Origin of the sequence: Fodinibius halophilus (genome assembly GCF_011059105.1) — a bacterium.
GTDB lineage: Bacteria > Bacteroidota > Rhodothermia > Balneolales > Balneolaceae > Fodinibius > Fodinibius halophilus.
The window spans coordinates 1-12,228 of sequence record NZ_JAALLS010000037.1 but is presented as its reverse complement, the minus strand read 5'-3'; the positions used below and the strand labels follow the sequence as shown (position 1 = coordinate 12,228).

Sequence of the window (12,228 nt, the reverse complement as noted above, 5' to 3'; positions counted from 1 at the left end):
ACTCACTGTCCATTTTTTTGTAGCAATTCCATAGAGTATTCTCAATTTCATCAAGTTTCTCAGTTAGCTCTTTGTTGTTTTCTTCCAAAGTATTACGTGCTAACTCAGATAAAACATCGCTTAATTTTAAGTTTTCAATTTCTTTTTCATAATCATCCCGGACTTTTCTTTTTTCTTTAAGCTGCTTTTCAATGTTATGTTCGATAAATTTATCAAATCGATTATACCGTTCCTCAATCCCTTTTTCTTCTAATGGCTGTTGGCAAAGTACACATTTAGCTGGATTTCCATCTTTCTCTAAAACTGGGAATTCTTTGTCCTTATAAGCGTATTCTACACTGAAATTTTTGGCTGCTTTCCACAAAGTTTTCCAAGCCTCATTTCCTGTACCTGGCAAAGCGTTCTCAAACTCCTCTTTTAACATTTCCTGGGAGTCTTTAAGTGTTTGTATATCTCTAATAAGATTGGGAAAAACTTCCACGAGCCGTTTATTTATATTCCTATCAATTTTATTTAGTCGATCTACAATATTTTTAGTATCACTTTTTTTTGATTCAAGGGTCGATATTTTTTTCTGTCTTTTTTCTGGATCGCTGGCTTTTAATTCCTTTTCCCATTTCTCTAACTGTTCTATTTCTTGGTCATTCAATCCCCTTAGTTCTGAAAGTTTTTCTAAGTCCGTATTGTGGGAAAGGGAATTAACAATCGGATAAATCTTATCGTCTTCAGGAAATTCATCTAATTCTACTTCTAAACTTTCTATTTCTTCCTTTATCTTATTTATCTCATCCTGTAAAGATTCTCTGATAAGATTCTGCTCATTAACCATCTGTTTCATTGATCGAAGATCAGATGGTAAATAAGGGATATCCATTACCTTGCCTTCAGTATATGCTTCCGCACATTCCCGATCATAAATACTAATCGAATTTAAATTAGGATTAGGTTTATCATTTACGTTCCTTTTGATTATCTCCTTAGAATCCTCTATTTGAATTTTAATTTTGGCAGTACCTTCACCATTAGATTTTTCAAAAGCATTAGGATGGATATCTAAGTCTTGCTTTATAGCCCGACACGCCTTTTTTAATACTCTAGCATAACTTGACTTTCCAGCTCCATTTTCCCCATAGATAACAGTTAATCCATCAGCTAAAAAATCTAATCGTCCCTTTTCCGTTACTGTACCGACATTTTCCAGATTGGATAAGGAAAGTACCTTAACGGACTCATTATCACTTATTGATGTTTGAATTTGATCTTTGTTAAGACGTATAGGTTTAAACGGCAATTCCTCTCCCTTTAGAGTTGCAAGTAAATTCTTTAGAACTTGTTCTCGTCCTGATTCATCAAGTTTTCCCTCTTCATAAACCCTTCTTAATAAATCATTTTGCCAATTATCTAAAGTTTTTGCCCAAGTCCATATTTTGTCTCTAAGATTCATAATGCAAACTGAAAGTTAATTTTAAGCCAACAATATTATTTTAATGATCTTAATTACTGAAATATAGAAGTCCAAAGTTTTGTCAATCTTAAAAAATAATAAGAAAAGGTATAATGATTTCTGAATTAGGGCTTGATGTCAGATAGAAATTCCGTTTTAATCAGTATATATAGTTTCAGGAGGGCATGAATTTGGATACTTAGGAGCTGCTCAATAAGGAATTAAATTTACGGATACGATAATTAATAAATCTCAGTTATAGTTTCTTGTCTAAAGAGTTATCTAAAAAAGAGCGGTTTTGAGCAGTGAATTTAATATTATTCAGAAAAAGTAACTGTTTCACGTATAATTTTAGTCTATGACGTATGACAGCTTGGAGAGCAATGGGCACAACCATTTGATGGATAATATCCTAAGCTCTTTGCTTTGGCAACTGCTGGATAACAGTTGGAATGGTTTCCCAAATACTTACGATTATTCTCATTTGGCAGCCAATCACATGACGATTTATGAACTTCATGATCCCCATCATTATCTTTGTTAGTATTAACATAGTAGTTTGGCATGATGCTAAGGTGGTTTTCTGATAAAATATTTTCGTCCTATTTGTAAGACCATTTAAACGTTAATTCCTTACAGATTTTATTTTTTATCTATAATATTGGTCCAAATTTTTCTTCGAGCCTTTCTAAAGCAAATTTTGGTTTTATATCCTTAAGTCTGGAAGGATATTTACCATCAAATAACACAGCACCACGGGGTAGTGGATGGATGGTCCAGCGCCACTCCCACAGTTTTTCTTTAAGCTCTTTCCAGCTACTGGCAGCCTCAAAAATTGGGCGTGCTTTCCACTTGGCAAGCTTCAGGGGATGCCGCCGACCGGCTTTTTCTTCAACAATAGCTATATGTTCTTTATGCTGCTGGGGGTTTTTAGGAATGGTATAATCCATTTTATTTTTCAGGTATTGTTTAATCGCTTTTGACCGTTCTGACTTGGAATTAAAGTATTTAAAATCCTCTTCGTCCGTGACCAACGAATACCCAAGATGGGGATTAATGGATTCAACGGTATAACTATGGGATTGGCTGTCGCTATCTTGCTGATAGTATTGGAATGATTTAACCGTTGGCATACGCTTTTTTATAAGTTGGTTATGTTTATCAGCGATTTTGGTTCTATTTTGCTCGTTATAGAAACTTCGTTGATTTGATAAAAGCTGATAACCAGCAATCCATGCCGCCCATCGCCAGGCTTTTAGGACTTTTTTTGCATCTCCATCGGTATAGGTCGAGATGGTGGATTCCAAGATTAACAGGTCTGGAGAATTATCGGTCACACCTACGAGTTCGCGAAGCCAACGTGATAGGAGATTCGATCTATTACTTGCATTGTTAAGTAGATCACTAACTTGGGCAAAGGGATCATGAGCGGCTCCCAAATAACAAGCCGGTTTTAGTTGTTGGTCTTGTAGGGTGCCAGTGGGTTCAAGGAGTACAAAAATGTATTGTTCATCTAAATTAGAATAATAATTCATGATATTTTGATTTGTTTATTTGGATTGACTGAATAGGGTTATCCTAAAATGCGTCGTATGGTCGGCCAGTATAGACCACAAAGGGTGACGGCCGTGAGTCCTCCTAATAGAGAGGCGAAGTAACAAGCTGCGTAGAATTTCCAGCTTAGAAATTTCCGGTAGGATTCTACTTTCTTTCGAGAATTAACTGAAAATGATGTGACATCTCTGCGTATTAGGCGACATAACTGATTTGATTCTTTAATGGCATCCTTTGACGTGTGGACGTATCTGGATTGCTCTTTTAATAATTGTTCCATCTTGCTATTCCACTTGTCCAGTTTGTCGACCACCTCTTGGACGGTTTCATTGCGGTGCTTTTGCTGCTTTTCTTTTTCCTGGTCGCGTAGTCGCTGCTTCATGTTTTTAGCCATAATATTATCTACCTCTTCCTCTGCTTCGTTGGTGTTCTTGTTCGATTTGATTGATGATGGTTTTACCCATCATACCGGCCAGCTTAAGAGCCGGATTCGATGAGGTGCTCACCGAAAGTAGGCTACTGATGGCCGCTTGGACTTTCCGGGCGGTACCCAATGCCTTGAGGGTTTTCCCGAGTCCTTTTTTAAAAGAACGAGCCTTCCGGCGCCTGCCTAACCGGTGGGCTCGCTCGAAGCATGCGAAGGCATGCTGTATATCCGTCAATTGCTTTCCTTGTTGTAATTCCTGTAAAGATCTAAACGGGCCAAACCGCTTCTCCAGTCGTCCCATGCTAAAGTCACGACGGATCTTGGAGAGATTCGTATATTCATATCCATCAGTAACCTTTCCACCTCGGCCTCGACTTCCGCGCTGAATCGTCAGGCCTTTTTCCGCTAATCGTTGGTGAAGATCTTCCCAGCTTTTAGCTTCTCGAAAGTCATGTTCGGCATGCTCTCGAATAAGCATATACAGGGGCGTTTCACCTTTCTTAATCTGGGCGCATTCAAACTTGTTGAGACTATTCCCATATTCGGGTTCTTGCTGGCCTTCCAGCTGGTGGTGATGGCCTGGGACTTCTTTCCATCCATGTTGGCGTTCGATCACACGCAAGCTTTGTTCGAGTTTGATGTAATCCCGATACCTGTTCCATGCCGTACCCTTCACCGGATGGACGCGATTAACCATAACGTGAAGATGCTTATAGTCATGATCGTTATGGGCAACCAAGACCGCTTGATGCTCCCCGAGTCCCAAGTCCTGAAGCGTTTGGGTTCCTGCCTGAATCATCTGCTGCCGAGTAGGGTTGTCCGAGGTATCCCACGAAATGCTATAGTGATAGATGGGCTCATCCGTCTGGCTGTTTTTCGCCACCTCTCGCATTTGGTCAATGACAAATTCACGATCCGTACTGGCTAAATGTTGAGGGTGCTCCCAGTCTACGCGTTTGGGATTCTTCTCAATCAGATAGTGCTGGGTTTTTAAGATGCTGGTAGAATCTCCGACCTTGGCAATCATAACTTATCTAAGGTGTTTAGTAGTTGGCGTTCTATCTTGGCTATTCGCTCAACTTCTGGAAGTCGTTTGTTCTGATTGGCAATTCGTGTGAGTTGATTGAGATTTACGCCAATCTTGTTAAGCTCGTAGCGAATCTTCCTAAGGTCGAGCAGATCTTTTTTGAACTCATAGTCCAGCAGAACAGCGCGGCCAAATGCTGAATACTTAATTCCCACCGTTTGAGCCATCTTCTTAATTCTGGCTTTTTCCCCTTCGGTGAGGTAGATCTTTAGCAGATGATCCCGCTTATGATTTGTACTTTTTTTGTTGCTGATATTATTGTCGTTTTCCATGATTAGATTGTTGTGGTTTTACATTTAGAGCATCGCAGATGCGAAAAATCATTCTACCTTTGACCAATTCGCCGTGCGAATCTGGGACCAAAGGTACTTGCTTGCCATCCTTAGCTCAGTAGCTAATAGCGGTTATTGTTTGTCTATTCATAATTTCCCTTAATCCTTCTACCTGTATGTTCTGGAAACAAGCTTTCATGAAGTCAAGAATTTTTTCTTCTCAATAATCCATCTAACATGTGGTTGAAATAATTCTTGACTTCATACGCTGTTTTCCGTTTTTCTCTGGTAGAGGGATTAAGGGCCAATATGGTTTATCCACATTTCCATTGTTTCTAGCTACAAGTAGAAGAACAACAAGAAGACCTATAAGAAGTGTGACAGTTAATTCGTGAATTGGGTTAAAGCTGTGACAATTAATTCGTAAACTGGCTATTTGACTGTGACAGCTTATTCGTGGATAACCTTTCATATTAACACCCCTTTGTGGATAACTTCTTTACGGGAGTTGGTGATTTTTTTAGTACTAATCGACCAGGTTCAAATTCAAAGTTTACTTCTTTATAGACTTTAGCTTTTATTTGTTTGAGGTATTTTCTTGCCCTTCTTCCAAAATCGAGATGGTTGGCATAATTAGATCCAAACTGTTTGTTCAAACTTTTCCAGGAGATATAGGTATCTTCTTTTAGGTTGAAGACTCTGTGGCTTAGAAACAGATACAGGTCTAATTTGAATGGTGATTGTCGAAGCTTGTCAACATCTCCAGGATCTACCGGGAAAGCGTTATTAATAACTTCTTGGTAGAAGTGCTCATGTAGTTTTACCTGAATATCTTTTAGGCGATTTCTTTTTTCACTATATCTGGTTTCCCAAAATTCCAATTCGGAGATGGGTCCCATATCTCGCTTTAATTGTCCAGATTGGGGGGTTTTTATATCTCTAAAACATTGATAGGTAATCCTGCAGCTGAGTAACCGTTTTAGTTGTTTGTAAAATTGGGTTAGGGAACCTCTTTTGCCCCCTGATACATCTACTTCGATTAGCTTTAATAATCCAGATATATCTTTAGATAGATTGACCTGGCGCTTTTGGGTTAGCACAACTTTTGTTGTGATAGCCAAAATTAGGATTCTTGGAATCGTACCGAATGGTAAACCCGTTAGTATAGTTTTCTCATCTTTTGGACTGTAATCGCGACCTGATTCAATTATTAAAACGTTATTACCATTAACACTGAAATAAGACTCTTTATGTTTGTCAGATGTTGGAAAAGGATGTTGAGCAAACATTCTTGGTACATAAAGGCGGTCATAATCACTTAAAGTCTTTCTGTCTTTCTTAGTACTCATATTTCCAACCTATTCCTTTGAATTTTTAGATTGGATTTTATGGTCTGAAAGGAATTTTTCGATTGCCTCCGTCGGATAAACTATTTTACGTCCATGCTGGCAGTAGGTCAGCTGGGAGGTGTCTCGAAGATGTTTTTGAGACCTGTAACTCCACCCAACAAGTTGTTTAAGTTCCTTGGTCGTTAAGTATTCACTGCGTTGGGACTTACGTATTATGGAGGGGAGCTCTTCATCTAATATGGAAGCAACTGCCTCTGCAACTGCTTCCTTTAGTTTTTCTTCTGAAGTGATATAAGTAATAGACATATTGGTTCAGAATTAATTTTTCGGTTTTGATTCTGAACCAAGCTCGGCTAAATGGGTGGGATAGGACAGGATTTATTACAAATCCAAAAATCCATCATTAAATATTTTCAGAAATGTCTTTAATGTATTTAGAGAAGGAAGGGTTTCGTCGTAATGTGCTCTCAGAGCTTATCTTTTTGTTATTTATATCTTTGGATTTATTAATTGCTGGGTACAGTTTATTCCAAAAATCTTCTTTTGTGCTAATATCGGGGTCATTAGCAATATTTTCGGCAATAGCTTTAGCTTTTGGGTAGTCCTTTTCCTTTAAATAAGGCTTTTTTTTAGTTTTGCCCTTTTTTTTATATCCCAACTCATTTAAGGCAAATTTCTTTAATTGGATTCTAATTTTTTCTAAGTCATTCTTTTTACTATTTGTGAATTCAAATAAAACTTGGTCGTCCTTATCTTGAAGACCTATAGTTGCAAACTTATATAACAGTACCTTTATATTTCTATTTGTAAGAAGAGATAAAAATAGCATTGTGATTGTTACAAATATCATTGCTATATATAGTGAAAACTTTATATAGCGCGGTTCTTTGTTTTCCTTATTGGGTGGGTTATAGAATGAACCTGTTATAAACAGTTTAATGAAAACTATTCTTTGGAATATGAGCTGCTTATCTGTTATAGATTTTTTGTTTTCAAATAGGTATTCAAATAAAAAATAAAGGGGTATGGAAAGGAGGCCACCGAGAATGGGATAGATAACCCATTTCAAATATTTATAAATATTTTCATGTTGAACTCCTATCCAAACTAAAAGCAATAGTACAGTAGATCTAAAAAGTAATACTGGTAAGCTTATTTTATAGTTTTCATCTTTTAGATTCTCTTTTTTTCCTTCAATTAGCTTAACACGTTCAGCTTCATAAATGAAATGAAGAACTGTTAAGTATTGATTATGTAGATGGCTACCTATTGCATTTGCTTTTTTGTAATGCCAAAGCTTAAATGATCTGAATATTGTTTTTATGCTCATTCTTTTAATTAAATAATTCTTCCATTTCAGTATCCAACATTTCCTCATCAAAAGATTTTAGATACTGCTCTGTTGTTTTGAGGTTACTGTGTGCTAACGCTTTTGAAATACTGTAAAGACTCATTCCTTTTTTTCGAGCAAAGTTGGCGAATGAGTGTCGGGCTATGTGGGTAGTTACATTTTCTTCTATATCAGCTAACCCAGCGATATCATCTAAGTCTCGATTCATCATTGCAGTTTTACTTTGCTTGTCTCGGTCAAATACTGATGGATCTTTTAAATTTTTGGAGGTATCCAATATTGGGAATAAATATTCATCAGGATCTTTGTCCCGAAAATTATAGCGTTCCAGTATTTCGATTGCCTGGGGAAGTTGTTTAATATTCTTCCACTTAGGCTTAGTATTTTTTCTCGTCTTATTCATAAGATATCTTAAGCGAATTTCTTCATTTGAGATATAAATATTTTCTCTCTTTAGCTTCATTAAATCCCCAACTCTAATACCGGCATTGTAAAAACTAAATAGAAAATAATTTCGGGTATGCCAGAGGCGAGAACTCCCGTCAAGCTCCAGTTTTTCTATAGCCTTGATCTGTTTTAGAGATAAAGCAGTTTTACTCGACTGTTGTCGTTTAGGAAGCTCAAAATCATTGATGGGATTGGACTTAATGAGATTATCTTTTTTAGCTTCCTCAAATAGTCGGTTTAAGCGCTCAAGGTCTTTTCGAATAGTGTTGGGAGCGTTATCACATTCCTTTTTCATATAGGCTTGAAGACCACTAAGGAACTTATTATCAATCTCATTAAGTAAAAGCGATTTGTCACCGTGAAATTTTTCAACCTTATTGACAATGACATTGGTTTGTTTAGAAAGCCTGACAGAGCCGTTTTCTTCTAACCGATCGATATATTCTTCTCCATAAGTGAAGAAGTTTTTGGAATCATAACCCTTTAACGCATTAATGATGTACTTGGCACTTACATTATCTTCAGCTCGTAATTCAAGTTTTATGTTTTGTGCTTTGGTAAAAATTCGTTCTATTTCATGATTCAATTTTTTATATGAATCATTACTTCTTCTTACCCGTTGCTTTTCTTCATTCCAGTCCTTAGCTTTGACGGCGATGCCGAGACTCAAGTATTTGGACTTACGGTTATGTGTTACGCGAATATATATTGGACATTCGCCACGCGCATTAGCTCTGTTAGTTCTTAAGATGAAATTTATTGTAGTCGCCATGTTTTACCTATTTGGTTATCTGGTTCAACAATGGTAAAACAAATTTTGTTATTAGTCCAATTAACTCACTGACTTAATCGCTAAAAATGGCTTTTGGAGTTAATTAAGGCATAATGTCAGTAAGGTTTTTGGAGTAGTAACACGTATTCGAGTTCGACCTCGGGTACTCCCAAAAGCCTTCCGTTCTTACTTTAGAGGACGAAAGGCTTTTTTATCTTGCTCCTTCTTTGATACTCAATCTACTTCTCTCCTTAAAATAATCTCACTCATTACGATCGTAGCACCATACGCATAATATCATATTATGCATACACATTATGTGTACGAGTATGAAGAAATTGAGACACATAATATGAACAAAAATAGGCTTTACACTAAATTAGCGGTATTTTTGCATATTATGTGTACGATAAGTAGTATAGAGATCGTACACATAAGACTATGTTATTTTGCCCGCCGGCCTTCACGGTTTGTCGGTAGGTATTGCCCGGTGGGTTGCTTCTCTACAATGGGCTAATAAATCGGCAGGTTTGCCCCGGTTTTCCGGTTGCCACTTTTTGCGGGGCGAATCTGCACCAGTGCCTTTTTTAACATTCCGTATTGTTGCCCTTGTGGTTAGTAGCGTATTCGCGGCTTTTACGGGCAACCTTCTCGGTGCCCGAGCCGTTGCTCCAGGCGCCTGTCTCCCGTTTTGTCTGGGCCGGACGGGGCTTATCTCGGGGCGTGCTCGCTGTGGTTTTCCGTTGTTTATATTCCCCCTGTTGCGGGTTTCCTCATCCCGTTGCCCCAAAATAACCAGCGCTATCAGCGGACAGGCTTCCCACTCGCCTTGTCTGCCTGCCTTTTTATGGTTACTCTTTCATTTGTAAATAATATCAACATTCCGGTGCCTGCAGCTGTAGCGCCATCCGTTATTTTGCCCGCCGGCCTTCGCAGTTTGTCGGTAGGTGTTTCTCGGTGGGTTGCTTCTCTACAATGGGCTAATAAGTCGGCAGGTTTGCCCCGGTTTTCCGGTTGCCACTTTTTGGGGGCCGAATCTGCACCAGTGCTTCGTTTACGGTTCCGTATTGTTGCCCTCGTGGTTAGTAGCGTATTCGCAGCTTTTATGGGCAACCTTCTCGGTGCCCGGGCCGTTGCTCCAGGCGCCTATCTCCCGTTTTGTCTGGCCCGGACGGGGCTTATCTCGGGGCGTGCTCGCTGTGGTTTTCCGTTGTTTATATCCCCCCTGTTGCCGGTTTCCTCATCCCGCTGCCCCAAAATAACCAGCGCTATCAGCGGACAGGCTTCCCACTCGCCTTGCCTGCCTGCCTTTTTATGGTTACTCTTTCATTTGCAAACAATATCAACATTCCGGCGCCTGCAGCTGTAGCGCCATCCGTTATACAGCCTAAAACGTAAATCAGCAGCCGTTATGATTACCAAGTATGATCCTTTGCATGCCCCGGATTCCAACGAATGGTTGGCTCTGGATGAATTGGAACGAGTAGGTCTAGTTTTAGAATATCATGAACAGAATGAAGAAGAAATGCCCAATGTGCACCTCCATTCGACCATCCATGCCGTAGTGGAAAATCAAGTAGCCCTTGGCGATGAATATCCTGTTAAAAAGACCTTACATAGATTAGTTCAAGAGGGATTAGATCGCCATGATGCTATTCATGCTATTGGCAGTGTACTGATAAAATATATTTGGGAAGTTAAAGCCGGAGCCAACACCTCAGAGGATTTTTCCAAAGAGTATTTTGAAGAAGTGAATCAACTTACAGCACAAAAATGGCTGGACGAATTTGGATAAGTAACCTATTATAGAATTTCCGGCGGCATAACCCGCGCTTCAACTCGGACGTGGCTCGCCGGGGCTTTTCCTCAAGGGGTCGCTCTAGATTGCTGGATTTTTGGGTTGTTGGCTTTTCAAAAAACTGTGGCGACAGTCGGTCGCTCCCTCCCTATTGCTTGTGTTTTGGCCAAGAGTTTTTAACTTAATTCTTCATCAGAACCCACGCCGGTTAAGCGCAATGTCGTTAGGTTCCCTCTCATTTTGCTAATTTCTAACTCAATTTGTTGCTTTCAAGCTCGTTTTTATTCAACTTAAGTCTGTAATTACAACAAAATTCCTGCTATGGAAAAAACTCTAATCAACGAGCTGTCACAGCTTAACAAAAACGAGAAATTGCTCTTGGTAGAAGCTCTCTGGGATTCTATTGCTTCTGACCCTGAAGAGGTTGATGTCCCTGATCATCACAAATCTATTTTAGAGGAGCGTCTTAAGACCTTAGAAGAAGACAAAAAGAATGGTACTTCTTGGAAAGAAGTCCGTCAAAAGTATTTATAGATCACTGTGCCTAAAACATTAATACTCACCAAAAACGCACAGCAAGATTTGGATGAAGCTTTCCAGTGGTACCAAGAGCAAAATCACGGATTAGGTCAAGAATTCATCCGCTGTGTTGACGCCAAACTTTCAGAAATTAGTCGTAATCCTCTTCACCATCAGATCGTTTTTCGAGAAAAAGTTCATCGGGCATTAACTAACCGGTTTCCCTTTTCTATCTATTTTATCAATGAAGATGATATCATAACAGTTTTTGCAATCCTCCATCAACGAAGAAGTCCAGAATCTTGGAAAACAAGAACCGAATAATCGGGAAACCTAACCCGCGCATTAACTCGGACGCACCTCGCTCTCCTACGCTTCAAAACCAAAGCTTCGGTGAGCAGGCCCTTACCCCTCTTGGTTTTAAAACTCATCTTTCGTTAGTTGCTAATTCAATATCAATCCGTGCGCCGGTTATGCGCAATGTCGTTAGGCTGCGCGGCAAGGCCGTCTCGTTTTGTCTACAAGGGTTGGGCCACACTTTCTGCTACTTTTCAGCTTTAAAATTAGTTACAATTCCCAGCCGTTGGTGGGCGATTGCTTCTGTCTGGCTCATCGGAAAAGTACAGACGGTTGCTCCTTTTAACGAGTAGCTCCCAAACGGTACGAATCTGCACCAGTGCTTTTTTAACATCCGCTTCCCTGCCCTCCTGGCACAGTTCGTATTTGCGGCTGGGTTTCATGTTTTCCCGGTGCTCCTGCCGTTGACGGTCTCCTATCTTCCGGCCTGGCGCCGGCACCGCGCTTCGCTTCCCAACCCATTGCTTCTGTCTGGCTACTTAGGTTTCGGTGCCCTTGGTCCCATCAGCCGAGCCTATTATTTTTAAAATGGCCCCAAATTACTATGTTACGTTCGTGCTTTTTTAACGTTCATCATCGCTGCGCAGGTTATCCGCAATGTCGTTAGGCAATTTAAATATCTAAACAATGAATGTACCAATATTAATCACCACTACTTTAGTATTACTAGCATTTATTGCACACACAATAGTTGGAACTAAGGAGGCCTTAAGTACTTCACCCATGAATATTAATGAGGGTGATAAATCAGATAACTTCAGTATAGTATACAAGAATTGGATTCAATCTATGTGTGCATTTCAGATGATTACCGTGGTGGAATTGCTACAAAAAAATGGACAGTGAGTTAA

14 protein-coding genes are annotated in these 12,228 nt (G+C 39.3%); 5 read left to right on the top strand and 9 right to left on the bottom strand.

From position 1 onward, the window contains the following. On the bottom strand, positions 1–1,444 hold a 1,444-nt coding region (locus tag G3569_RS17615; protein WP_165271404.1), incomplete at its 3' end, for an AAA family ATPase. 358 nt (positions 1,445–1,802) lie between these two features. Here G3569_RS17615 and G3569_RS18470 point away from each other — a divergent pair. Further along, positions 1,803–1,988 carry a hypothetical protein gene (locus tag G3569_RS18470; protein ID WP_205720274.1) on the top strand — a complete coding sequence of 62 codons (186 nt, stop codon included), beginning with the start codon at positions 1,803–1,805 and terminating at the stop codon, positions 1,986–1,988. A 109-nt stretch (positions 1,989–2,097) separates the two neighbouring features. On the opposite strand, the gene G3569_RS17610 is transcribed toward G3569_RS18470, so the two are convergent. The 8 genes from G3569_RS17610 to G3569_RS17575 all read right to left on the bottom strand — a co-directional run bounded on the left by G3569_RS17610 (position 2,098) and on the right by G3569_RS17575 (position 8,703). Further along, positions 2,098–2,979, bottom strand: a complete 882-nt coding sequence (locus G3569_RS17610; protein WP_165271403.1) for a hypothetical protein — start codon at positions 2,977–2,979, stop codon at positions 2,098–2,100. A 38-nt stretch (positions 2,980–3,017) separates the two neighbouring features. Continuing rightward, entirely contained in the window at positions 3,018–3,392 is a 375-nt protein-coding gene (locus G3569_RS17605; RefSeq protein ID WP_165271402.1) for a hypothetical protein, read from the bottom strand. Positions 3,393–3,396: 4 nt separating this feature from the next. Then, positions 3,397–4,452, bottom strand: a complete 1,056-nt coding sequence (locus G3569_RS17600; RefSeq protein ID WP_165271401.1) for a relaxase/mobilization nuclease domain-containing protein — start codon at positions 4,450–4,452, stop codon at positions 3,397–3,399. Further along, entirely contained in the window at positions 4,449–4,784 is a 336-nt protein-coding gene (locus G3569_RS17595) for a plasmid mobilization protein (RefSeq protein ID WP_165271400.1), read from the bottom strand. The genes G3569_RS17600 and G3569_RS17595 overlap by 4 nt, the downstream gene beginning before the upstream one ends. Before the next feature lie 473 nt (positions 4,785–5,257). Next, positions 5,258–6,133 (bottom strand): replication protein RepA, encoded by an 876-nt coding sequence (locus G3569_RS17590; RefSeq protein ID WP_165271399.1) that lies wholly within the window; start codon positions 6,131–6,133, stop codon positions 5,258–5,260. 9 nt (positions 6,134–6,142) lie between these two features. Further along, positions 6,143–6,439 (bottom strand): hypothetical protein, encoded by a 297-nt coding sequence (locus G3569_RS17585; RefSeq protein ID WP_165271398.1) that lies wholly within the window; start codon positions 6,437–6,439, stop codon positions 6,143–6,145. 97 nt (positions 6,440–6,536) lie between these two features. Then, entirely contained in the window at positions 6,537–7,463 is a 927-nt protein-coding gene (locus G3569_RS17580) for a hypothetical protein (protein WP_165271397.1), read from the bottom strand. Between the two features lie 4 nt (positions 7,464–7,467). Continuing rightward, a complete protein-coding gene (locus tag G3569_RS17575; RefSeq protein ID WP_165271396.1) occupies positions 7,468–8,703 on the bottom strand; it encodes a site-specific integrase in 1,236 nt (411 codons plus the stop codon). Between the two features lie 847 nt (positions 8,704–9,550). Here G3569_RS17575 and G3569_RS17570 point away from each other — a divergent pair. From G3569_RS17570 to G3569_RS17555, 4 genes are all read left to right on the top strand, one after another. Next, positions 9,551–10,072: a hypothetical protein gene (locus G3569_RS17570; RefSeq protein WP_165271395.1), complete on the top strand. Its 522-nt coding sequence runs from the start codon at positions 9,551–9,553 to the stop codon at positions 10,070–10,072. Positions 10,073–10,114: 42 nt separating this feature from the next. Then, the gene (locus tag G3569_RS17565; protein ID WP_165271394.1) at positions 10,115–10,498 is read left to right on the top strand and encodes a DUF1841 family protein; all 384 of its coding nucleotides are present in this window, start codon (positions 10,115–10,117) and stop codon (positions 10,496–10,498) included. Between the two features lie 324 nt (positions 10,499–10,822). Next, complete coding sequence (locus G3569_RS17560) at positions 10,823–11,035, top strand: addiction module protein (RefSeq protein WP_165271393.1); 213 nt, start codon at positions 10,823–10,825, stop codon at positions 11,033–11,035. A gap of 6 nt (positions 11,036–11,041) precedes the next feature. Then, positions 11,042–11,344: a type II toxin-antitoxin system RelE/ParE family toxin gene (locus G3569_RS17555; RefSeq protein ID WP_165271392.1), complete on the top strand. Its 303-nt coding sequence runs from the start codon at positions 11,042–11,044 to the stop codon at positions 11,342–11,344. Positions 11,345–12,228 lie beyond the last annotated feature (884 nt).

What these genes read in the sequence shown, in the direction of transcription:
- G3569_RS17590 (WP_165271399.1), bottom strand. Translation starts at nt 6,133, where the DNA reads ATGAGTACTAAGAAAGACAGAAAGACTTTAAGTGATTATGACCGCCTT.
- G3569_RS17560 (WP_165271393.1), top strand. Translation starts at nt 10,823, where the DNA reads ATGGAAAAAACTCTAATCAACGAGCTGTCACAGCTTAACAAAAACGAG.
- G3569_RS17595 (WP_165271400.1), bottom strand. Translation starts at nt 4,784, where the DNA reads ATGGAAAACGACAATAATATCAGCAACAAAAAAAGTACAAATCATAAG.
- G3569_RS17610 (WP_165271403.1), bottom strand. Translation starts at nt 2,979, where the DNA reads ATGAATTATTATTCTAATTTAGATGAACAATACATTTTTGTACTCCTT.
- G3569_RS17605 (WP_165271402.1), bottom strand. Translation starts at nt 3,392, where the DNA reads ATGGCTAAAAACATGAAGCAGCGACTACGCGACCAGGAAAAAGAAAAG.
- G3569_RS17575 (WP_165271396.1), bottom strand. Translation starts at nt 8,703, where the DNA reads ATGGCGACTACAATAAATTTCATCTTAAGAACTAACAGAGCTAATGCG.
- G3569_RS17600 (WP_165271401.1), bottom strand. Translation starts at nt 4,452, where the DNA reads ATGATTGCCAAGGTCGGAGATTCTACCAGCATCTTAAAAACCCAGCAC.
- G3569_RS18470 (WP_205720274.1), top strand. Translation starts at nt 1,803, where the DNA reads ATGACGTATGACAGCTTGGAGAGCAATGGGCACAACCATTTGATGGAT.
- G3569_RS17565 (WP_165271394.1), top strand. Translation starts at nt 10,115, where the DNA reads ATGATTACCAAGTATGATCCTTTGCATGCCCCGGATTCCAACGAATGG.
- G3569_RS17585 (WP_165271398.1), bottom strand. Translation starts at nt 6,439, where the DNA reads ATGTCTATTACTTATATCACTTCAGAAGAAAAACTAAAGGAAGCAGTT.
- G3569_RS17570 (WP_165271395.1), top strand. Translation starts at nt 9,551, where the DNA reads ATGGTTACTCTTTCATTTGTAAATAATATCAACATTCCGGTGCCTGCA.
- G3569_RS17580 (WP_165271397.1), bottom strand. Translation starts at nt 7,463, where the DNA reads ATGAGCATAAAAACAATATTCAGATCATTTAAGCTTTGGCATTACAAA.